The sequence below is a fragment of the Mycobacterium triplex genome (assembly GCF_000689255.1).
GTDB lineage: Bacteria > Actinomycetota > Actinomycetes > Mycobacteriales > Mycobacteriaceae > Mycobacterium > Mycobacterium triplex.
The window spans coordinates 1,925,080-1,947,461 of sequence record NZ_HG964446.1 but is presented as its reverse complement, the minus strand read 5'-3'; the positions used below and the strand labels follow the sequence as shown (position 1 = coordinate 1,947,461).

Annotated in this window: 20 protein-coding genes; 12 read left to right on the top strand and 8 right to left on the bottom strand. The window is 67.0% G+C overall.

Features of this window, described 5'->3' with window-relative positions; translation table 11 throughout:
* Position 1: 1 nt before the first annotated feature.
* The 10 genes from nuoE (at position 2) to nuoN (ending at position 12,581) form a co-directional block, all read left to right on the top strand.
* Positions 2-763, top strand: coding sequence for an NADH-quinone oxidoreductase subunit NuoE (nuoE, locus tag BN973_RS09115; protein WP_139830197.1), 762 nt, complete (start codon positions 2-4; stop codon positions 761-763).
* A complete protein-coding gene (gene nuoF, locus BN973_RS09110) occupies positions 760-2,076 on the top strand; it encodes an NADH-quinone oxidoreductase subunit NuoF (RefSeq protein ID WP_036467521.1) in 1,317 nt (438 codons plus the stop codon). Before nuoE ends, nuoF begins: the two co-directional genes overlap by 4 nt.
* 88 nt (positions 2,077-2,164) lie before the next feature.
* Positions 2,165-4,582: an NADH-quinone oxidoreductase subunit G gene (locus tag BN973_RS09105; RefSeq protein WP_036467520.1), complete on the top strand. Its 2,418-nt coding sequence runs from the start codon at positions 2,165-2,167 to the stop codon at positions 4,580-4,582.
* A gap of 8 nt (positions 4,583-4,590) precedes the next feature.
* On the top strand, positions 4,591-5,850 hold the full coding sequence (nuoH, locus tag BN973_RS09100) for an NADH-quinone oxidoreductase subunit NuoH (RefSeq protein WP_169718210.1): 1,260 nt from the start codon (positions 4,591-4,593) through the stop codon (positions 5,848-5,850).
* On the top strand, positions 5,843-6,388 hold the full coding sequence (gene nuoI, locus BN973_RS09095) for an NADH-quinone oxidoreductase subunit NuoI (protein WP_036467518.1): 546 nt from the start codon (positions 5,843-5,845) through the stop codon (positions 6,386-6,388). The genes nuoH and nuoI overlap by 8 nt, the downstream gene beginning before the upstream one ends.
* On the top strand, positions 6,385-7,161 hold the full coding sequence (locus BN973_RS09090) for an NADH-quinone oxidoreductase subunit J (RefSeq protein ID WP_036467517.1): 777 nt from the start codon (positions 6,385-6,387) through the stop codon (positions 7,159-7,161). The genes nuoI and BN973_RS09090 overlap by 4 nt, the downstream gene beginning before the upstream one ends.
* Positions 7,158-7,457, top strand: a complete 300-nt coding sequence (nuoK, locus tag BN973_RS09085; RefSeq protein WP_025735676.1) for an NADH-quinone oxidoreductase subunit NuoK — start codon at positions 7,158-7,160, stop codon at positions 7,455-7,457. Before BN973_RS09090 ends, nuoK begins: the two co-directional genes overlap by 4 nt.
* 10 nt (positions 7,458-7,467) lie before the next feature.
* Complete coding sequence (gene nuoL, locus BN973_RS09080; RefSeq protein ID WP_036467516.1) at positions 7,468-9,354, top strand: NADH-quinone oxidoreductase subunit L; 1,887 nt, start codon at positions 7,468-7,470, stop codon at positions 9,352-9,354.
* 51 nt (positions 9,355-9,405) lie between these two features.
* Positions 9,406-10,989 carry an NADH-quinone oxidoreductase subunit M gene (locus BN973_RS09075; RefSeq protein ID WP_036467515.1) on the top strand — a complete coding sequence of 528 codons (1,584 nt, stop codon included), beginning with the start codon at positions 9,406-9,408 and terminating at the stop codon, positions 10,987-10,989.
* Positions 10,986-12,581, top strand: a complete 1,596-nt coding sequence (gene nuoN / locus BN973_RS09070; RefSeq protein ID WP_036467513.1) for an NADH-quinone oxidoreductase subunit NuoN — start codon at positions 10,986-10,988, stop codon at positions 12,579-12,581. The genes BN973_RS09075 and nuoN overlap by 4 nt, the downstream gene beginning before the upstream one ends.
* Here the strand turns inward: nuoN and BN973_RS09065 are convergent.
* The 8 genes from BN973_RS09065 to BN973_RS09030 form a co-directional block, all read right to left on the bottom strand.
* The gene (locus BN973_RS09065; protein ID WP_232232048.1) at positions 12,508-14,118 is read right to left on the bottom strand and encodes a GMC family oxidoreductase; all 1,611 of its coding nucleotides are present in this window, start codon (positions 14,116-14,118) and stop codon (positions 12,508-12,510) included. The genes nuoN and BN973_RS09065 overlap by 74 nt on opposite strands.
* Positions 14,119-14,298: 180 nt before the next feature.
* Positions 14,299-14,748 carry a hypothetical protein gene (locus tag BN973_RS09060; RefSeq protein WP_036467512.1) on the bottom strand — a complete coding sequence of 150 codons (450 nt, stop codon included), beginning with the start codon at positions 14,746-14,748 and terminating at the stop codon, positions 14,299-14,301.
* 2 nt (positions 14,749-14,750) lie between these two features.
* Entirely contained in the window at positions 14,751-16,016 is a 1,266-nt protein-coding gene (locus BN973_RS09055) for a DUF58 domain-containing protein (RefSeq protein WP_036467510.1), read from the bottom strand.
* Between the two features lie 7 nt (positions 16,017-16,023).
* Entirely contained in the window at positions 16,024-16,986 is a 963-nt protein-coding gene (locus tag BN973_RS09050) for an AAA family ATPase (RefSeq protein ID WP_036472200.1), read from the bottom strand.
* A 26-nt stretch (positions 16,987-17,012) separates the two neighbouring features.
* Positions 17,013-17,495, bottom strand: a complete 483-nt coding sequence (locus BN973_RS09045; RefSeq protein ID WP_036467509.1) for a hypothetical protein — start codon at positions 17,493-17,495, stop codon at positions 17,013-17,015.
* The gene (locus tag BN973_RS09040; protein WP_036467507.1) at positions 17,492-18,421 is read right to left on the bottom strand and encodes a DUF4129 domain-containing protein; all 930 of its coding nucleotides are present in this window, start codon (positions 18,419-18,421) and stop codon (positions 17,492-17,494) included. Before BN973_RS09040 ends, BN973_RS09045 begins: the two co-directional genes overlap by 4 nt.
* Positions 18,422-18,616: 195 nt before the next feature.
* Complete coding sequence (locus BN973_RS09035) at positions 18,617-19,486, bottom strand: SDR family NAD(P)-dependent oxidoreductase (protein ID WP_036467505.1); 870 nt, start codon at positions 19,484-19,486, stop codon at positions 18,617-18,619.
* The gene (locus tag BN973_RS09030) at positions 19,483-20,085 is read right to left on the bottom strand and encodes a TetR/AcrR family transcriptional regulator (protein ID WP_036467503.1); all 603 of its coding nucleotides are present in this window, start codon (positions 20,083-20,085) and stop codon (positions 19,483-19,485) included. The genes BN973_RS09035 and BN973_RS09030 overlap by 4 nt, the downstream gene beginning before the upstream one ends.
* Before the next feature lie 42 nt (positions 20,086-20,127).
* Between BN973_RS09030 and BN973_RS09025 the strand changes: the two genes are divergently transcribed.
* On the top strand, positions 20,128-21,261 hold the full coding sequence (locus tag BN973_RS09025) for a phosphotransferase family protein (protein ID WP_036467502.1): 1,134 nt from the start codon (positions 20,128-20,130) through the stop codon (positions 21,259-21,261).
* Positions 21,261-22,376 carry a hypothetical protein gene (locus BN973_RS09020; protein WP_036467499.1) on the top strand — a complete coding sequence of 372 codons (1,116 nt, stop codon included), beginning with the start codon at positions 21,261-21,263 and terminating at the stop codon, positions 22,374-22,376. The genes BN973_RS09025 and BN973_RS09020 overlap by 1 nt, the downstream gene beginning before the upstream one ends.
* Positions 22,377-22,382 lie beyond the last annotated feature (6 nt).

Here is a 22,382-nt window from a genome sequence, read left to right as displayed (position 1 = left end):
CATGGGAGGCAACGGCTCTGGCGAGCGGGTGTTCATCCGGCTCGGACCGCCGCCCGAAGAACCCAACCAGTTCGTGGTCGAAGGTGCGCCGCAGTCGTATTCGCCGGAGGTCCGGGCACGGCTGGAGGTCGACGCCAAGGAGATCATCAGCCGCTACCCCAACAAGCGCTCCGCGTTGTTGCCGTTGCTGCACCTGGTCCAAGCAGAGGATTCCTACCTGACACCGGCGGGCCTGGAGTTCTGCGGCGAGCAGCTCGGGCTGAGCGGCGCCGAGGTGTCGGCGGTGGGCAGCTTCTACACGATGTACCGCCGCGGCCCCACCGGTGATTACGTGGTCGGCGTCTGCACCAACACGCTGTGCGCGGTGATGGGCGGCGACGCGATATTCGATTCGCTCAAAGAACATCTCGGCATCGGCAACGACGAGACCACCGCCGATGGATCGGTCACCCTGCAGCACATCGAGTGCAACGCCGCGTGCGACTTCGCGCCGGTGGTGATGGTCAACTGGGAGTTCTACGACAACCAGACGCCTCAGTCCGCGCGGGAACTCGTCGACTCGCTGCGGGCCGGCAAGCCCAAGGCGCCCACCCGCGGTGCACCGCTGTGCAAGTTCCGCGAGACGTCCCGCATCCTGGCCGGCCTCCCCGACGAGCGCCCCGACGAAGGGCAGGGTGGCGCCGGCGCAGCCACTTTGGCCGGGCTGCAGGTGGCGAAGGAGAAGGGCATGGAAGCCCCACCGGCTCCCGGAGGCAAGTCATGACCACCCCGCTGACCCCGGTCATCAGCCGCTACTGGGACGACCCGAAGTCGTTCACGCTGGAGACCTACCAACGTCACGACGGTTACCAGGCGCTGAAGAAGGCGCTGGCGATGGAGCCCGACGCGGTGATCGGGGCCGTGAAGGACTCGGGCCTACGCGGTCGCGGCGGCGCCGGCTTCTCGACCGGAACAAAGTGGTCGTTCATCCCACAGGGCGACTCCGGCCCGGCCGCCAAGCCGCACTACCTGGTGGTCAACGCCGACGAATCAGAACCCGGTACGTGCAAAGACATTCCGCTGATGCTGGCGACGCCCCACCTACTGGTGGAGGGCGCCATCATCGCCTCCTATGCCATCCGGGCCAGCCACGCCTTCATCTACGTGCGCGGCGAGGTGGTGCCGGTGCTGCGCCGGCTGCAGAACGCGGTCGCCGAGGCTTACGCCGCCGGTTTTTTGGGCCGCGACATCAACGGATCCGGCTACGACCTGGAACTGGTGGTCCACGCCGGTGCGGGCGCCTACATCTGCGGTGAGGAAACCGCGCTGCTGGAGGGTCTGGAGGGCCGGCGCGGCCAGCCCCGGCTGCGCCCGCCGTTCCCCGCCGTGGCAGGGCTTTACGGCTGCCCCACGGTGATCAACAACGTCGAGACCATCGCCAGCGTGCCGTCGATCATTCTCAACGGCGTTGAATGGTTCCGGTCGATGGGCAGCGAGAAATCGCCGGGCTTCACACTGTATTCGCTGTCCGGGCACGTCACCCGCCCCGGCCAGTACGAGGCCCCGCTGGGCATCACGCTGCGCGAGTTGCTCGACTACGCCGGTGGGGTCCGCGCCGGACACCGGCTGAAGTTCTGGACACCGGGCGGATCGTCGACACCACTGCTCACCGACGAACACCTCGATGTGCCACTGGATTACGAGGGCGTCGGCGCCGCCGGCTCGATGCTGGGCACCAAGGCGCTGGAGATCTTTGACGAGACCACCTGCGTGGTGCGCGCGGTGCAGCGCTGGACGTACTTCTACAAGCACGAGTCGTGCGGCAAATGCACACCGTGCCGCGAGGGCACGTTCTGGCTCGACCAGATCTACACGCGGCTCGAGACGGGTAAGGGCACCCACGAGGATCTGGACAAATTGCTGGACATCTCCGACGCGATCCTCGGAAAGTCGTTCTGCGCGTTGGGCGATGGTGCGGCCAGCCCGGTGATGTCGTCGATCAAGTATTTCCGCGACGAGTACATCGCCCACGTCGAAGGAGGCGGCTGCCCGTTCGACCCCCGAGACTCCATGCTTACGGCGAACGGAAAGGCGTGAACGCGCTCATGACACGCGCCGGCGACGATGCAGAGCAAAAGAGCGATGTGGGGGCACCTCCCGCTCGCGGGGGAGAGGAGCGGCGCTCATGACCACAGCGGCCAAGACCCAGACCGGCGACGAGGTGACGCCGCCAGATATGGTGACGCTGACCATCGACGGCACCCAAATCTCGGTCCCCAAAGGAACTCTGGTGATCCGCGCGGCCGAGTTGATGGGGATCCAGATTCCGAGGTTCTGCGACCACCCGTTGCTCGACCCGGTCGGAGCGTGCCGGCAGTGCATGGTCGAGGTGGAGGGGCAGCGCAAGCCGATGGCGTCGTGCACCATCGTGTGCACCGACGACATGGTGGTGCGCACCCAGCTCACCTCCGAGGCCGCGGACAAGGCCCAGCACGGCGTGATGGAGCTGCTGCTGATCAACCACCCGCTGGACTGCCCGATGTGCGACAAGGGCGGCGAATGTCCCCTGCAGAACCAGGCAATGTCCAACGGCCGCACCGATTCTCGTTTCGAAGATGTCAAGCGCACCTTCGCCAAGCCGATCAACATCTCCTCGCAGGTGCTACTGGACCGCGAACGGTGCATCCTGTGCGCGCGCTGCACGCGGTTCTCCGAGCAGATCGCCGGCGATCCATTCATCGACATGCAGGAGCGCGGCGCCCTGCAGCAGGTCGGCATCTACGCCAACGAGCCGTTCGACTCCTACTTCTCGGGCAACACCGTGCAGATCTGCCCGGTGGGCGCGCTGACCGGCACCGCCTACCGATTCCGGGCCCGCCCCTTCGATCTGGTCTCCAGCCCCAGCGTGTGCGAGCATTGCGCCGGCGGCTGCGCCGAGCGCACCGACCACCGCCGCGGCAAGGTGCTGCGCCGGCTCGCCGGTGACGACCCCGAGGTCAACGAGGAGTGGAACTGCGACAAGGGCCGGTGGGCCTTCCGCTACGACACTCAGCCCGACGTGCTCACCACTCCCCTGGTCCGCGACGCCGACGGCACGCTGCAGCCCGCGTCGTGGGCCCACGCGATCGTGGCCGCAACGCAGGGCCTCGAATCAGCCCGCGGTCGCACCGGTGTGCTGGTCGGCGGCCGCGGTACCTGGGAAGACTCCTACGCTTATGCCAAGTTCGCGCGAATCGTGTTGGACACCAACGACATCGACTTTCGCGCCCGCCCCTCCTCAGCCGAAGAGGCGGAGTTTCTCGCGGCACGCATCGCGGGCCGGCCGCTCACGGTCAGCTTCTCCGATCTGGAATCGGCGCCAGTGGTCGTGCTGGTCGGCTTCGAGCCGGAGGACGAGGCACCGATCGTATTCCTGCGGCTGCGCAAGGCCGCACGCAAGCGCGGCGTGCCGATCTACGCGGTCGCGCCGTTCGCCACGCGTGCGCTGACGAAGATGTCGGGCCGGCTGCTCCAAACCGTGCCCGGCGCGGAACCGTCCACCCTGAACAGCCTGGCCACCGGCGAGGTGGGCGAGCTGCTGTCGAAGGCCGGAGCGGTCATCATGGTCGGCGAACGCCTGGCCACCGTACCGGGCGGATTGTCCGCGGCCGCCCGTCTGGCCGATGCCACCGGCGCGCGACTGGCCTGGGTGCCGCGACGCGCCGGCGAACGTGGCGCGCTCGAAGCCGGCGCACTGCCCGGCCTGCTGCCCGGCGGTCGTCCGGTGGCCGACGACACCGCCCGTGCCGAGGTGGCCGCGGCCTGGAATGTCGACGAATTGCCTTCTGCCCCGGGGCGTGACGTCGACGGCATTCTGGCCGCCGCGACGGACGGAAGCCTGGGCGCGCTGCTGGTCGGCGGTATCGAGCCGGCCGACTTCGCCGATCCGGATGCGGTGCTGGCCGCGCTGGACGCCGCCAACTTCGTCGTCAGCCTGGAACTGCGGCACAGCGAGGTCACCGAACGCGCCGATGTCGTGTTCCCCGTCGCGCCCACCACACAGAAGGCGGGTGCATTCGTCAACTGGGAAGGCCGATTCCGGCCCTTCGAGCCAGCGCTACGCGGCACCACCCAGCGAGCCACCCAATCCGATCACCAGATCCTCGACACGCTGGCCGACGAAATGGGTGTCTACCTCGGGATGACCGGCGTGCAGGCGGCTCGCGAGCAAATCTCGGCGCTGGGCAACTGGGAGGGCGAGCGCGCCAGCGGCGCAACGGTTCAAGCACCCGAGCCGCCGCGGCCCGGCCAGGGCGAGGCCGTGCTCACCGGCTGGCGGATGATGCTCGACAACGGTCGCGCACAAGACGGCGAACCGTATCTGGCGGGCACGGCACGCAAACCCGTGGCCCGGCTGTCGGCCGGCACCGCGACCGAGATCGGCGCGTCCGAGGGCGACACGGTCACGGTCAGCACATCGCGGGGATCAATCAGCTTGCCGCTGAACATCACTGACATGCCCGACCGAGTGGTGTGGCTACCGCTGAACTCGCCGGGCTCGGCGGTGCAGCGGGACCTGGGGGTCACCGTCGGCAGCGTCGTGAAGATCGGAGTGGGCTCATGACGACCACCTTGACCGCCTTCGGACACGACACCTGGTGGCTGGTGCTCGGCAAGGCGCTGGCGATCTTCGTCTTCTTGATGCTGAACGTCTTGCTCGCAATCCTGCTCGAGCGCAAGATCCTTGGCTGGATGCAGCGTCGGCCCGGCCCCAACCGGGCGGGCCCCTGGGGGGCCCTGCAGAGTCTGGCCGACGGAATCAAGCTGGCGCTCAAGGAGAGCATCACTCCCCGCGGCGTCGACTGGTTCGTCTACATGGCGGCGCCGGTCATCTCGACGATCCCCGCGTTCACCGCGTTCGCTTTCATCCCGTTCGGCCCCGAGGTGACGGTCTTCGGTCACCGCACGCCCCTGCAGCTGACCGACATGCCGGCCGCGGTGCTGTTCATCCTGGGACTCTCCGCGATCGGCGTCTACGGCATCGTGCTGGGCGGCTGGGCATCCGGCTCGACCTACCCGCTGCTGGGTGGGGTGCGGTCCACCGCGCAGGTCATCTCCTACGAAGTGTCGATGGGGCTGTCGTTCGCGGCGGTCTTCCTGTTCGCCGGCACCATGTCGACGTCCGGAATCATCAAGGCACAGGACGGCGTCTGGTACATATTCCTGCTGCTGCCGTCGTTCATCATCTACCTGATCTCGATGGTCGGTGAAACCAACCGCGCCCCATTCGATCTGCCGGAAGCCGAGGGTGAACTCGTCGCCGGCTTCCACACCGAGTACTCGTCACTGAAGTTCGCGATGTTCATGCTTGCCGAATACGTCAACATGATGACGGTTTCGTCGCTCGCCACGTTGATGTTCTTCGGCGGCTGGCACGCCCCGTGGCCGCTGAACATGTGGGACGGTGCGAACACCGGCTGGTGGCCGGTGCTCTGGTTCACCGCGAAGATGTGGGTGTTCCTGTTCATCTACATGTGGCTGCGTGCCAGCCTGCCCCGGCTGCGCTACGACCAGTTCATGGCCCTGGGCTGGAAACTCCTTATCCCCGCGTCGCTGGTGTGGGTGCTGATCGCGGCGGTCATCCGCACACTGCGCAACCAGGGGTACGCGTATTGGACTCCGCTGCTGGTGGTCTGCAGCCTCGTCTTCGCCGTGGCGCTGGTGATGTTGCTGCGCAAGCCGTTCAGCACACCGGGCAATCGCGCACTGGCGCGCGAGCTGCGCAAGCGTGCCGACGCCCTGCCGCCGCCACCGGCATTCCCGACACCACCGCTGCCGGGCAAAGTGCTGACGCCGGCAGTCAGTGCGAGCAAGGAGGAAGCACATGGCTAAATTCCTCGACGCCGTGGCCGGATTCGGCGTGACATTCGGGGCGATGTTCAAAAAGACTGTCACCGAGGAGTATCCGGAGAAACCCGGCCCGGTCGCCCCGCGCTATCACGGCCGTCACCAACTCAACCGGTACCCCGACGGCCTGGAGAAGTGCATCGGCTGCGAGCTGTGCGCCTGGGCCTGTCCTGCGGACGCGATCTACGTCGAGGGCGCCGACAACACCGACGAGGCAAGGTTTTCGCCGGGAGAGCGCTACGGCCGGGTGTACCAGATCAACTATCTGCGGTGCATCGGCTGCGGTCTGTGCATCGAGGCCTGCCCGACCCGCGCGCTGACGATGACCAACGACTACGAGATGGCCGACGACAACCGTGCCGACCTGATCTACGAAAAGGACCGGCTGCTGGCGCCGCTGCTGCAGAACATGCTCGCGCCGCCGCACCCGCGGACCGAGGGCGCCACCGACAAGGACTACTACCAGGGCAACGTCACCGCGGATGGTCTGCGCCGGAATCAGAACGCAGGAGACGCCCGGTGATCACCAACCTGGCCAGCGACGTCATCGCTCGCACCTCCACCGGCGAAGCGGTGGCCTTCTGGCTGCTCGGCGCTCTCGCCGTGATCGGCGCGATCGGGGTGGTCACGGCCGTCAACGCCGTGTACTCGGCGATGTTCCTGGCGATGACCATGATCATCCTGGCGATCTTCTACATGATCCAGGACGCACTGTTCTTGGGCGTGGTTCAAGTCGTGGTCTACACCGGCGCGGTGATGATGCTGTTCCTGTTCGTGCTGATGTTGATCGGCGTGGATTCCGCGGAGTCGCTGAAGGAAACGCTGCGCGGTCAGCGCGTCGCCGCGGTGATCACCGGAGTCGGCTTCGGCATCCTGCTGGTCGCCGCCATCGGCAAGGTGACAACCGGTGGCTTCGTCGGACTGACCACCGCGAATGCCAACGGCAACGTCGAAGGCCTGGCGGCACTGATCTTTTCGCGCTACCTGTGGGCGTTCGAACTGACCAGCGCCCTGCTGATCGCCGCCGCGGTCGGGGCGATGGTGCTCGCGCACCGCGAACGTTTCGAACGCCGCAAGACACAGCGCGAACTTTCCGAGGAGCGGTTCCGCTCCGGCGGCCGCCCGACCCCGCTGCCCAGCCCCGGCGTCTACGCCCGCCACAACGCGGTCGACGTGGCCGCGTTGCTGCCCGACGGTTCCTACTCGGACCTGTCGGTGTCGAGCATGCTGCAAACCCGCGGCGCGGACGGCAAACAAACTCCCCGCGCCCAAGCCATCAAAGGCGGTACGTCGTGAATCCGGCTAACTACCTTTACCTTTCGGCGCTGCTGTTCACGATCGGGGCCTCGGGTGTGCTGCTGCGCCGCAACGCCATCGTCATGTTCATGTGCGTCGAGTTGATGCTCAACGCCGTGAACCTGGCGTTCGTCACCTTCGCGCGCATGCACGGCCACCTGGACGGGCAGATGATCGCGTTCTTCACGATGGTGGTGGCCGCGTGCGAGGTCGTCATCGGCCTGGCCATCATCATGACGATTTTCCGTGCCCGCAAATCGGCGTCGGTCGACGACGCGAACCTACTCAAAGGCTAAGAACGCCACGATGACTGACTACACCTGGCTGCTGGTGGCGCTCCCACTTGCGGGTGCCGCCATCTTGCTGTTCGGCGGCAGACGCACCGACGCGTGGGGGCATTGGCTGGGCGTCCTCGCCGCCCTGGGAGCGTTCGGGGTGGGCGCCACGCTGCTGGCGGACTTGCTGAGCCGCGACAGTGAGCACCGCGTCATCCACCAGACGGTGTTCACCTGGATTCCGGTCGACCAGTTTCAGGTCGACTTCGGGGTCCAGATCGACCAGCTGTCAATCTGTTTCGTGCTGCTGATCTCCGGCGTGGGATCGCTGATCCACATCTATTCGGTCGCCTACATGGCCGACGACCCGGACCGCCGCAGGTTTTTCGGATACCTCAACCTGTTCCTGGCTTCGATGCTGCTGCTGGTCGTCGCGGACAACTACCTGGTGCTCTACGTCGGCTGGGAAGGCGTGGGTCTGGCGTCCTACCTGCTGATCGGTTTCTGGTACCACAAGCCGTCGGCGGCCACGGCCGCGAAGAAGGCGTTCGTGATGAACCGGGTCGGCGACGCCGGCCTGGCCGTGGGCATGTTCCTGATGTTCAGCACGTTCGGAACCCTCTCGTATGCCGGGGTTTTCGCCGGCGCCCCCGCCGCCGGCAGCGGCGTGCTGACCGTTATGGGCTTGTTGCTGCTGCTGGGCGCCTGCGCCAAGTCCGCGCAGGTCCCGCTGCAGGCCTGGTTGGGTGACGCGATGGAGGGCCCCACCCCGGTGTCCGCGCTGATCCACGCCGCCACCATGGTGACCGCGGGCGTGTACCTGATCGTGCGGTCCAACCCGCTCTACAACCTGGCTCCCGGAGCGCAACTCGGCGTCGTCCTGGTCGGCGCCGTCACCCTGCTGTTCGGGGCATTCATCGGCTGCGCCAAGGACGACATCAAGCGGGCACTGGCGGCGTCGACGATGAGCCAGATCGGCTACATGGTGCTGGCGGCGGGACTCGGCCCCGCCGGTTACGCGTTCGCGATCATGCACCTGCTCACCCACGGCTTCTTCAAGGCCGGGCTGTTCCTCGGGTCGGGCTCGATCATTCATGCGATGCACGAAGAGCAGGACATGCGCCGATACGGCGGGCTGCGCGCGGCCCTGCCCATCACCTTCGTCACCTTCGGCCTGGGATACCTGGCCATCATCGGCGTTCCGCCGTTCGCGGGCTTCTACTCCAAGGACGCCATCATCGAGGCGGCGCTGGGCGCCGGCGGCGTCCGCGGCTACACCCTCGGCGGGGCCGCGCTGCTGGGCGCGGGCATCACCGCGTTCTACATGACCCGGGTGATGCTGATGACCTTCTTCGGCGAAAAGCGTTGGGCGCCGGGCAGTCACCCGCACGAGGCGCCCGCCCTGATGACCGGTCCGATGATCCTGCTCGCCTTCGGCTCCGTGTTCGCCGGCGGCCTGTTCGCCATCGGGGGCACCCTGCCGCACTGGCTGGAGCCGGTCGTCGGTGCGCACGAGGAAAGCGCGCACACCATTCCGGCCTGGGTCAACACCACGCTGGCACTCGGGGTGGTCGCGGTCGGAATCGCGGTGGCCTATCAAAAGTACGGCAGGGCCGAGATTCCCAGAGTTGCTCCCGTCCAGGTGTCGGCACTCACCACAGCCGCACGCAGAGACCTGTACGGCGATGCCTTCAACGAGGAGGTATTCATGCGCCCTGGCGCGCAGTTGACCGACGCGCTGGTCGAAGTCGACGACGCGGGTGTGGACGGCTCGGTCAACGCGCTGGCCGCCCTGGTCAGCCGGACCTCGAATCGCTTGCGGGGGCTGCAAACCGGTTTCGCCCGCTCCTACGCGCTGTCGATGCTGGCGGGCGCCACCCTGCTGGTCGCGGCGATCCTGGCGGTGCAACTGTGGTGAGCTCGCGCGCCGCGACGATGCAGAGCGAAGCGATGAAGAGGAGCGGCGCTCATGACTAACGTGCCCTGGCTGAGCGTGCTGTGGCTGGTGCCGCTGGCGGGTTCCATCCTCATCATCCTGATGCCGCCCGGCCTGCGTCAGCTCGCGAAGTGGACCGGCCTGGTCATCAGCATCCTGACGCTGGCGGTCGCACTCGTCGTCACGCTCGGCTTCAAAACCGGCGGCGCCCCTTACCAATTCCTGGAAAAGCATCCCTGGATTCCGGCCTTCGGCGCCGGCTACAACCTCGGCGTGGACGGCATCGCGGTGATCCTCGTGCTGCTGACCGCGATCCTGGTTCCGCTGCTGCTGGTGGCGGGCTGGAACGACGGCGGCGAGGGCACCCGGGGCGTGCACGCCTACGTCGCCTTGACGCTGGCCATCGAGTCGATGGTGCTGATCTCGGTGATCGCGCTGGACGTGCTGCTGTTCTACGTGTTCTTCGAGGCCATGCTGATCCCGATGTACTTCCTGATCGGCGGCTTCGGCAAGGGCACCGCCCGGTCGCGCGCGGCGGTGAAGTTCTTGCTGTACAACCTGTTCGGCGGTCTGATCATGCTGGCGGCGGTCATCGGGCTGTATGTGGTGACCGCGCAGCACGGCGGGGGCACGTTCGACTTCCGCGAAATCGTGACCGGCATCTCCACGGGCCGCTTCGCCGGCGTCGACCCCGCCGTGTTCAAGGCCCTGTTCGGCGGCTTCATGTTCGCCTTCGCCGTCAAGGCCCCGCTGTGGCCGTTCCACCGCTGGCTGCCCGACGCCTGCGTCGAGGCCACCCCGGCGACCGCGGTCCTGATCACCGCGGTGATGGACAAGGTCGGCACCTTCGGAATGCTGCGCTACTGCCTGCAGCTGTTCCCTGATGCCTCAACGTATTTCCGGCCGCTGATCGTGACGCTGGCCATCATCGGGGTGATCTACGGCGCGATCGTCGCGATCGGACAAAAAGACATGATGCGCCTGATCGCCTACACCTCGATCTCGCACTTCGGGTTCATCATCGCCGGCATCTTCGTGATGACCAGCCAGGGGCAGAGCGGGTCGACGCTGTACATGCTCAACCATGGCCTGTCCACGGCGGCGGTGTTCCTGATCGCGGGATTCCTGGTGACGCGGCGCGGCAGCAGGTTGATCGCCGATTACGGCGGTGTGCAGAAGGTTGCGCCGGTTCTGGCCGGCACCTTCCTGGTCTCGGCCATGGCGACCCTGTCGCTGCCCGGGCTTGCGCCGTTTATCAGCGAATTCCTGGTCCTGCTGGGCACTTTCAACCGGTACTGGCTGGCGGGCGCGTTCGGGGTGACCGCGCTGGTGCTGGCCGCGATCTACATGCTGTGGCTCTACCAGCGGGTGATGACCGGGCCGGTGGCCGAAGGCAACGAGGGAATCGGCGATCTACGGCTGCGCGAGCTGGCCGTCGTCGCACCGTTGATGGCGCTGCTGTTCGTTTTCGGCATCTATCCCAAGCCGGTGCTCGACATCATCAATCCCGCCGTGGACCACACCATGATCACCATCGGCCAGCATGATCCCGCGCCGAAAGTGACTCGTCCGGTTTTAAGGGCGACCCCCGGTACAGCCGAAGGACCGCACCAATGACCCTTCCCACCCCCAGCATCGAGTACTTCCTGCTGTGCCCGATGCTCATCGTCTTCGGTGTCGCCGTGATCGGGGTACTGGCGGAAGCGTTCCTGCCCAGGAACATTCGCTATGTGTCCCAGGTGACCCTGGCCCTCGGTGGCTTGATCGCGGCGTTCGTCGCCGACATCGCGGTCAGCCGCTCCCTGCCGGCATCCGGTCGCAGCGGGGTGCTGGGCGCGATGGCCATCGACCGGCCGACGCTGTATCTGCAGGGCACCGTGGTGCTGGTGGCCATGATGGCCGTCATCTTCATCGCCGAACGCAGCAACATCGCCGCAACCGCCAACAAGGTAAAGGTCGCGGCGGGTGTTTCCGGCAATGCCTCCGGGTTGGACGCCTTTACCCCACAGGCTTCCGCGGTCCCCGGCAGCGACGCCGAGCGTGAGGCCGAACGAGCCGGAGCCGCCCAGACCGAACTCTTCCCGCTGCTGATGCTGTCGGTCGGCGGCATGATGGTGTTCCCCGCGGCCAATGACCTGTTGACGATGTTCGTCGCGCTGGAGGTGCTGTCACTGCCGCTGTACCTGATGTGCGGGCTGGCGCGGCACCGCCGGCTGCTGTCGCAGGAGGCGGCGATGAAGTACTTCCTGCTGGGCGCCTTCTCGTCGGCATTCTTCCTCTACGGCGTGGCACTGGTCTACGGCGCGACCGGAACACTGCTGTTGCCCGGCATCCGGGATGCGCTTGCCGCGCATGGCGATAGCTCGATGGCGTTGGTCGGGGTCGCACTGTTGTCGGTAGGCCTGTTGTTCAAAGTCGGTGCGGTGCCTTTCCACTCGTGGATACCCGACGTGTATCAGGGTGCCCCCACCCCGATCACCGGCTTCATGGCCGCGGCCACCAAGGTCGCGGCGTTCGGCGCGCTGCTGCGCGTGGTCTACGTCGCGTTGCCGCCGCTGCACGAGCAGTGGCGGCCCGTGCTGTGGGCGATTTCGATCCTGACCATGGCCGTCGGCACCGTGACCGCGGTCAACCAGGCCGACGTCAAACGAATGCTGGCCTATTCGTCGGTCGCCCACGTCGGTTTCATCCTCACCGGCGTGATCGCCGACAACCACGCCGGCCTGGCCGCCACGTTGTTCTACCTGGTCGCCTACAGCTTCAGCACGGTCGGCGCGTTCGCGATCGTCGGCCTGGTCCGCAACTCCGACGGTGTCGAAGATGCCAAGCTATCGCACTGGGCCGGGCTCGGACAGCGTTCTCCCATTGTGGGCGTGATGCTTTCGATGTTCCTGCTGGCCTTCGCCGGCATCCCATTGACCAGTGGATTCATCAGCAAGCTCACGGTGTTCAAGGCCGCCGCGCAGGGCGGTGCCGTGCCGCTGGTCATCATCGGTGTGATCGCCAGCGGGGTCGCCGCCTACTTCTACGTCCGCGTGATCGTGCTGATGTTCTTCACCGAACCGACCGACGACACCCCTCAGGTCGTCGCGCCGGGCATCCTGAGCAAGATCGCGATCGCGCTGTGCGCCGCGATCACCGTGATTCTCGGGGTCTTCCCGCAACCGCTGCTCGACCTCGCGGATCACGCCGCACAGTTGCTGCAGTAACTCGGCGACTCACGGGCGCCCCCACCATCAGATCGGATGCCTTCTCCCCGATCATGATTGCGGGTGCATAGGTGTTGCCGGTGGTGATCGACGGCATGACCGACGCGTCGGCGACCCGCAGTCCTGACACCCCACGCACCCTGAGATCCGGTGCCACGACGGCGTCGTCGTCGACGCCCATGCGGCACGTCCCGACTTGATGGTGGTAGGTGCCGACGGCACGCCGCACGTATGCGCGGAGCTGATCGCGCGTACGTGCTGCCGGTCCGGGTGCGACCTCGGCGTAGCGCCACTCGTCGAAGGCGGAACCGGCCCCTATCTCGCGGCCGATCTCCACCGCGTCGACCAGCGCTTCGACGTCATAGGGTTCGGCCAGGACATTCGGATCGCACTGCGGTGCGGTCGCCGGATCGGCCGAAGCAAGCCGAAGTGTGCCCCGCGACCGGGGACGGATGATGCCGGGCGCGATCGTATATCCGTTGCGCGGCACGGGATAACCCTCGGCCGGGTACACCAGGTGCATGAACAGCGGCTGCAGATCGGGGCCCGGACCGCGCCAGTACGCGCTGGAGGTGAACAGTTGGCACTCAAGCAGGTTGTGGTGTGGCGGTTCCATCGGCCGAGCGGCCTCATAGACGTTGCTCACCAGCAGGTGGTCGTGCAGGTTCTCGCCCACCCCGGGAAGATCGACAGTAACCTTCACGCCGATTTCGGCTAGGTGCTCAGCAGGCCCAATGCCACTGAGCATCAACAGCTTCGGTGACCCCACGGTGCCCGCACACAGCACCACTTCACTCTCGGCGGACGCCTGAAGAATCTGCCCGCGCACCGAATACTGCACCCCGACCGCGCGGCCACCGCGGACGATGACATGGTGCACCAGCGCGCCGGTGGTCACGGCCAGCCGCGGGTTTCCCCGCACCGGGGCCATGAAACTGCGCCACGCGCTGGCCCGGCGCCCGTTGCGGGTGGTCACTTGGTTGTAGCCGACACCGACCTGCTGCGGCCCGTTGAAATCATCGAGCACCTGGTGCCCGAGGGCGCTCGCCCCTGCGACGAACGCGACCGACGTCGGGTTCGGTCGGGTGATCCGCTCGACCGGCAGCGGTCCGCCCGCCCCGTGCCACCGGCCGGCGCCGTCCACGTGGTCCTCCGAGCGCAGAAACAGTGGAAATATGGTCTCGAAATCCCAGCCCTTACAACCGAGTTGGGCCCACTCGTCGTAGTCGCTGCAGTGCCCACGTATGTAGATCTGGCCGTTGAGGGAGCTGCTGCCGCCCAACACCTTTCCCCGAGGCCAATAGAGGCGCCGATTGTTGGCGTGTCGTTGCGGGGTAGTCATGAAAGCCCAGTCCTGTCCGCTGCGCAATAACGCGGGCCATCTGGAACTGGTGTGGATATCGGGGTTGATGTCGGCGGGGCCGGCCTCCAGCACATGCACCGAGTAGCCGCGGTCCAGCAATCGGCGCGCGACCACACTGCCCGACGCGCCCGCGCCCACCACGATGAAATCGGTTGTGTGTGTTCGGTGGCTCACTATGGCTCCCCTTGTCCTACGGCATCGTCTCGTCGACACCGGGTGCCACCACATCCTGCTTATCGGCGCAGCGCGCGGCCAGGACAAAAATCCTTGCAGGTGCGTCGAAGGACCTACGAAAGCGGCCGAATCCAGCGCAAACTCGCGATGACTCGCGGCGTTGTCAGGCCCGATGCGTGATCAACCCAAGAACGGGCGAGTGGCCAACACGTAGATCGCCAACACCGCGAGCGGCGCCGCCAGCGGTACCCACGGCAGCTGCAGCGGGAACGATATGGCCACCACGCCTACTACGGTAAATCCCACGGCGCCAACAAGTGTCGGCCAGCTCACCATGACGACCGCGTCCGGCATCCCGGCTGCGTGGCGCGAGACCAGATAGCCGGCCGCGCACAGCCCCGAAAGTACCGCGAACACATAGGGGCGATCGGAGACGACGATCACAACGACACACAGCAACACGGCAACCGTTGCGGCCGGCCGCAACACGACCCCGACGCCCACGGCGGCCAGCGCCGCCATCCCGGCGGCCACCGCCGCCCCGTGGCCACCCACCGCGGCCAGGCCGGTCATCAGCAGACCGAATGTCGTTGCCAGAGCATGGACCCCGAATCGCGCGCCGGTTGACATCGCTACCCCCGCAGCCGTCCACGCACCCGGCGGCGGCGATCCGGCATCACACCCATCGACTGCTCGAGGGTGTGATCGCCCCGCCAGGAGACGATGTCGACGCCGATCGTTGCCATGTCGCGATACATCGCCGAGCGCTGCATCGCCCACAGCCGATCCACCAGCGGGTCCTGTTCGTCTTCGAACGGCGAGACGTCCAGGGTGTCGACCGCGATCACGACGTGACCGCGCTTGCGCAAATCGATCAGCGCCAGCGCGAATTCGGTGTCCAGCAGGGTGGAGAACGCGATGACGATGGCCCCGGCCGGAACGGCCGCGCGCGGCGCCAGTGTGCCGGTGGTGTTCTCGAATCGGTCCCCCGCGCCGAGCACGGTATCCAGGACGCGATAGAACTGGCGCTGACCGATGTCCGCGCCGAGCCATCGCGGCCGATTTCCTCCGAGCGCGACGATCCCGGCGCGGTCGCTGTAGCGCAGTGCGGTCTGCACCACCTGAGCCGCACCGCGCACCACTCGTTCGGTGGCGTCGGTCGCCGGGCCCGCCGGCTGCCGGTACCCGTCGATCAGCACCACCACGTCGGCGGCGCGGTCGGTCAGACGCTCCGTGACGTGCAGTCGGCCGCGACGCGCGCTCACCGGCCAGTTCACCGCTCGCAGTTGATCACCCGGAACATACGGACGGATGTCGGCATACTCGACCCCGGGGCCGATATGCCTGGTCAGGTGGGCGCCAAGCCGGTCGAGCAACTCGGTTCGCGGGATGGGCGTCGACTGCGGCGGCGTCAGCGGAAACACGATCACATCCGCGGCGTCGACGATCGCGGTGCCGGTGACCAGCCCGCCGCGCGCGACCGCGTCGATGCGAGCGGGGATCGAATATCGACCCCACCGCTGCGCCACGGCCGCAACCGTTTTGGCGTGCGGGGAAGCCGAATCGAGGACTTCGAGTGACATGCCCTCGACGGCGGGAACCGTGAGTTCGACTGCCCAGGTCCTCGCCGCACCGGCGTGCTCGGTCACCGACAGCATCACCCGCACCCGCTCCCCTTCGAAGCATCGCAGTGACTCCGGTTCCCCATGCACGTGGATCGTCGGCACGGGATGCTGCCAGCTGATCGAACACAACACGCCGAGCAGAGGAGCTGCGAACGCGATGAGCTGCCAATTCGCGCCGATCACGGCGGCAACGAGCGCGACACCCGCACAAGTCGCGACGGCCCGCGTCAATGGCGCCGCGCGCCAGCGGAACTCGGCTACGCGGCCGTTCACGGCGAACTCATCCGGCGCCCTCGTTGGCGCGAGGTACCGGCAAGCGCCGCAACAGTTCCCCCACGACGTCGGCGCCCTGAATCTTGCGCACCCACATCTCCGGGCGCAGCGTGATCCGGTGCGCGACCGTCGGGATGGCAAGAGCCTTGACGTCTTCGGGGATCACGTAGTCGCGGCCGAGCAGCAGCGCACGAGCACGAGCGAGCTGAACCAGGTCGAGTTCGGCACGCGGGCTGGCACCGACGGCGACCTGCGGATGGCGCCGGGTGGCGGTGGCCAGCGATACCACGTAGTGCAGGACGTCCTCGTGCACCGTCACCTGCTCGACGGATTCGCGCATCGCCAGTAGATCCTGGGCTTCGACGACCTGGTTGACCGTCGGCTCGGCCGAGCCACGTTCGAGGCGGCGACGCAGCATGGCCGTCTCGTCGCGCTCGGACAGATAGCGCAGCTCCAGCCGCATCGCGAATCGATCCAGCTGCGCCTCCGGTAACGGATAAGTACCCTCGTATTCGATCGGGTTGTCGGTCGCCAGAACGATGAATGGCGTTGGCAGCTTGTGAGTTTCGCCGTCGATGCTGACCTGGCCCTCGGCCATCGCCTCGAGCAGGGCGGCCTGGGTTTTGGGCGGGGTGCGGTTGATCTCGTCGGCAAGCAGCAGGTTGGTGAAGATCGGGCCGGCCCGGAACGCGAAACGGCCCGACTGCATGTCGTAGATCGTCGAACCGAGCAGGTCCGCCGGCAGCAGGTCCGGCGTGAACTGCACCCGGGTGAACCGCAGACCCAGCGCGGCGGCAAAGGATCTCGCGATCAGCGTCTTGCCCAGTCCCGGCAGGTCTTCGATGAGTACGTGGCCGCGCGCCAGCACTGCGGTGAGGATGAGGGTCAGCGCGGAACGCTTGCCCACCACCACGCGTTCGATTTCGTCGAGCACCGCCTCGCAGTGTGCGGTGGTGGTACTGGCTGGCATCGCGGTCGGCATCGTGGCGCCCCCTGTCATACCTGCTCCAACCTCCGGAGGATTTCTTCGAACGCGGCCCGGCCGGGACCGGGCTGGTGGTCACCCACCCGCCTGATGTTGTTGGGGTTGACCCATTCCCACAGTTCGGTGCCGAACAGCAGGCGCCCGGTCGACTGAAATGCCGCCGGGTCCTTGGCAAGTCGCTGACCGGTCGCTATCTCGTACCGGCGAGCGAGCATCGGACGCAGATGCCGATCCCAGTCCGCCCGCGTGGACTCCGACCAGCGAATCGTCGTCTCGGTGGTGGCGAGCCAGCGGCGCAACGAATCGCCGAGATCGTCGGGGTCCGGGTCGGCCGCGGGTTCCCCCCCATGTCCCAGCAGCCGACGAACGTCGAGCAGTACCAGTGCCAGGGCGACACCCGAGGCCACCAACACCACGGACCGATCATGCCCGATCAGCACCAGCAGTTCCGCCCCGACGATGAAGCAAACACCTAGAGCTATCAGCCTTTTCATACCGCGCTCCGAAGCTCGGCGAGAACCAGCCGCAGCACCCCGACCGCAACGTCGCGGTGGCCCTCGTTCATCACATGGGGACTGAACCGCGCCTCCTCGAACAGGTTCACCAGTTGAACGGCGTTGTCGATATGCAGCGCATGGCGTTCGACCGCGCGGGCCAGCACCTCGGTCGGGGTGTCGAACTCCTGCGGAGCAGCTCCGGGAACCTGCGCGAGCTCACGTTCCATCGCGGCATAGCACGCGATGATCGCCTCGCGCGGTTCCCGACTCGGGTCCGCCATCTCGGCCAATCCCAGTTCGGCGGCCCGCACCAGGGATTCCGAAGGGGCTGCCGGCGGCACATATTCGGCGTCATCCTCTGCGACGGTGTGCAGCGTCGCGGCGCGGAATCGCCGCCGGGACATGATGAACGACGCGACGACGAGTAGCAGCATCATCGGAACCGTGGCGCCCAGCAGGATGCCCAGCATGTCGCCGCTGTCGTGGTGCGCGGGCCGGTGCTGCTGCGGCGGGGGCGCGGCCGGCTGGGGCTGTGCGCCGACGTCCTGCTGCGCGGGCGGCACCCCGTGCGGCAACCACAATCGGGCCAGCAGCATCGCGATCAACAGCCACGCGACAATCACCGCGAGCCCGATCAACAACACGCGCCAGTTCGGCCGCCCCCGGCCGGTGCCGAGCATCCCGGAGATATCGCCGGCCTTCGGGGCCATCGCGCGTGGATCGCGTAGTCGCGCGATGACCGCGACCGCGAGCAAGGCGATTGCCGCACTCAGCAAGACGACGACGAACACCATTGCCGCGCGGCCACCACCCTCGGCGTGCGTCGCACGATCACGAGCCGGAAGGTACCCGCGCAGGGCAGCGGCAACGACGATCAACAGCACGATGAGCGCAACGACGCGCCCTGTCGGCTTATCGGGCATCTGGCCACACCACTTGCCGGTTTTCCTATGCCGTTGCGGCACAGGCCTGATCCATACTTGCACGTCAGGCCGTCGTGTGACCAGGGTTCGCCGGTATCCCGCGAGGGTAGGCACACTGCGAAATCCGGCCGACTTTCTCGCAGTGCGTTTTCCCCGCAAGCGGGAGGTGCCCCCAGCTCGCGAGCGGGCGTTGTTCTAGACAGGATCGAAGGACCGGAAGCTGCCGTCCAGAACCTCGTGGTGGCCGATGGTCCGCCCGGTGACCGTCGCCGGGTCGACGAGCGCCAATTGCGCTGCGGCCAACGCGAACTCATCTTCGGTTGCGGTGTCGTCGAACGCCGTGGCGTAATACGACAGGCCGGGCGTCATGATCGGCTTCGACGGTGCCAGCGCGTTGACGGCGATGTTGTGATCGGCCAGATCGAACGCCGCGCACTGGGTCAGATGCTCGAGTGCGGCCTTGGAGCCCCCGTAACCAGGTAGGACACCGCCACTTCGCTCGGGATAGGGCCCGTCGCCGGGTAACCGCGACGCCACCGAAGTGATGTTGATGATCGAGCCGCCACCGGCCTCGATCATGTCCGGGGACACCATCTGCATCAGCTCGTAGGCCGCGAACACGGCGATGTCGAAATGGCGGCGAAACGCGGACAACGGCGTGCTGACGAACCCCGGCCAGCCGGGTTTGGCGGCGCCGGCCGGTTTGGCGGGCCGCACGCGCGGCTGTGCCCCCGGCACCGGCGGGCGCCCCGGCGCGGTGAAGGCCGCGTTGTTGATCAGAATAGTGATGGGCCCCAACGCATCTCGTGCTTCAGTTACCAGCCGGGCAACGTCGTCTCGGTCGGTCAGATCGGCACGGACCGGCACCGCGCGCCCGCCGGCCGCCGCGATGGCGGCCACGGTCTCGCCGATGGTTCCCGGCAGCCGGTCGTCCCACACCTGCTCGGTGCGCCCGGCCACCACCACCGCTGCGCCCTCGGCGGCGAGCGCCAGCGCGATCGCCCGGCCCAGCCCACGGCTGCCGCCGGTGACGATCGCCGAACGCCCCGCGAGTCGCCGCGTCATCGCGTCACCCCATGCACGACGATCGCGGTGGTCTGATCCACCCACGCCTCGTCCAGCTTCTCGTCCGGGCGCAGCAGCATCCGCAGCATGGTCGCTCCACCGATCAGCTCGATCAACCGGTCCGGGTCGACGTCGGGATGCGCTTCACCTCGGTCGACGGCCTCGCGCAGTCGCACCTGGACCGCCGCGAACAGGTCGGTGAAACGCGACATCACCCGCGCGTTGAGTTCGGGATCGGCCGACATATCCGCCACCAGCCCGGGCAGCGCGGCGCGCACCACCGGGCTGGTGAAGACATCCCGCGCCGCCGCGATCATCATCCGCAGATCGGCGGCGAAGTCACCGGCCGGCGTCTCCAGCGCGCTGGGCGCCGTCGGGAACGCCGTCTCGTGGACCAGTTCGGCCTTGCTCGACCACCGGCGATACAGCGCCGATTTCGTGGTGCCGGCCCGCTCGGCAACGGCGGCCAGGGTGAGATTCGAATAGCCGATTTCCACAAGCAGTTCCGCGGTGGCCGCGAGGATGGCAGAGTCAATACGCGGATCCCGGGGGCGCCCAGCACCTGGGGCCTTGTCAAGGTCGGACGGGTCTGCTTTCATAACGCTACCTACCGTATCGTAATTGCCGCGAAAGGTCTCAACGTGGCCAATGAACCTGTGCTCGACAACGTCGACCGACTGCAGCGCTCCAGCCGCGATGTCACGACGCTGCCGGCGGTGATGTCGAAGTGGCTGTCCACCGTCCTCCCCGACGGCGCGAAACCCGACGTCACGGTCGAAAGCGGCATCGACTCGACGGGCATGTCGTCGGAAACCATCATCCTGACCGCGCGGTGGCAGCAGGGCGGGCAGTCGATCGAGCAGAAGCTGGTGACACGGGTGGCGCCCAGCGCCGAGGACGTGCAGGTCTTCCCCACCTACCGACTTGATCACCAATTCGAAGTGATCCGCAAGGTCGGCGAACTGACCGACGTCCCGGTTCCGCCGGTGCGCTGGCTCGAACCCTCCGGCGAGGTCCTGGGCACGCCCTTCTTCGTGATGGACTACGTCGCCGGCGAGGTGCCGCCGGACGTGATGCCCTACACCTTCGGCAACAATTGGTTCGCCGACGCGGCGAAAGAGCGGCAGCGCGAACTGCAGGATGCGACCGTCGGCGTGCTGGCCAAGCTGCACTCAATCCCCAACGCGGAGAGTACGTTTGGATTCCTCACCGACGGTAAGGGCGAGACCGCGCTGCGCCGGCACTACAACTGGGTGCGGGACTGGTACGACTTCGCGGTGCCCGACATCGGCCGGTCGCCGCTGTTGGAGCGCACCTTCACGTGGCTGGAAGACAACTGGCCGGCGGAAGTGGACGCGGGTCAGCCCGTGCTGCTGTGGGGCGACGCCCGGGTGGGCAACGTGTTGTACCGCGACTTCCAGCCGGTGGCGGTGCTGGACTGGGAGATGGTGACGTTGGGCCCGCGTGAGCTCGACGTCGCGTGGATGATCTACGCGCACATGGTGTTCCAGGAACTCACCGGGCTTGCCGGATTGCCGGGATTGCCTGACGTGATGCGTGAGGAGGATGTTCGCGCCACCTACCGGCGGCTGTCCGGCGTCGAGGTGGGCGACCTGCGCTGGTTCTACGTGTACTCCGGCGTGATGTGGGCGTGTGTGTTCATGCGCACCGGTGCGCGGCGAGTGCACTTCGGCGAAACCGAGAAACCCGACGACGTCGAGTCGCTGTTCTACCACGCCGGATTGATGAAACGTCTTATCGGAGAGGACCAGTAATGCTAGGACCGCTCGACGAGTACCCGGTACACCAGATTCCCCAACCGATCGCCTGGCCCGGCTCCTCGGACCGCAACTTCTACGATCGGTCCTACTTCAACGCCCACGACCGCACCGGAAACATCTTCCTGATCAGCGGCATCGGCTACTACCCCAACCTCGGCGTCAAGGATGCCTTCGTGCTCGTCCGGCGCGGGGACTCGCAGACCGCGGTGCACGTTTCGGACGCGATCGACCAGGACCGGCTCAACCAGCACGTCAACGGCTACCGCGTCGAGGTGATCGAACCGCTGCACAAGCTGCGCATCGTCCTCGACGAAACCGAAGGCATTGCAGCCGATCTCACCTGGAAGGGTCTGTTCGACGTCGTCCAGGAACAGCCCCACATCCTGCGGTCCGGCAACCGGGTCACGCTGGACGCCCAGCGGTTCGCACAGCTCGGCACCTGGAGCGGACACATCGTGATCGACGGCGAGGAGATCACGGTCGACCCCAACACCTGGCTGGGCAGCCGCGACCGGTCCTGGGGCATCCGCCCGATCGGTGAGGCCGAACCGGCCGGCCGGCCGGCCGACCCGCCGTTCGAGGGCATGTGGTGGCTATACGTACCAATGGCTTTCGACGACTTCGCCATCGTGCTGATCATTCAGGAGGAGCCCAACGGGTTCCGCTCGCTCAACGACTGCACCCGGATCTGGCGCGACGGCCGCGTCGAGCAACTGGGCTGGCCGCGGGTCAAGATCCACTACACCTCCGGCACCCGCATTCCGACCGGCGCCACGATCGACGCGACCACCCCGGACGGCTCCCCCGTGCACTTCGACGTGGAGTCCAAGCTGCCGGTACCGATTCACGTCGGCGGCGGCTACGGCGGCGATTCGGACTGGATACACGGCATGTGGAAGGGCGAGAAGTTCGCCGAACGCCTGACGTACAACATGACCGACCCGGCGATCATCGGACGCGCCGGCTTCGGCGTGATCGACCACGTCGGTCGCGCGGTCTGCATCGAGGGCGACAAGCCTCCGGTCGAGGGCTGGGGGCTCTACGAGCACGGTGCGCTGGGCCGTCACGACCCGTCCGGCTTCGCCGACTGGTTGACGGTCGCGCCGTAACCCTTT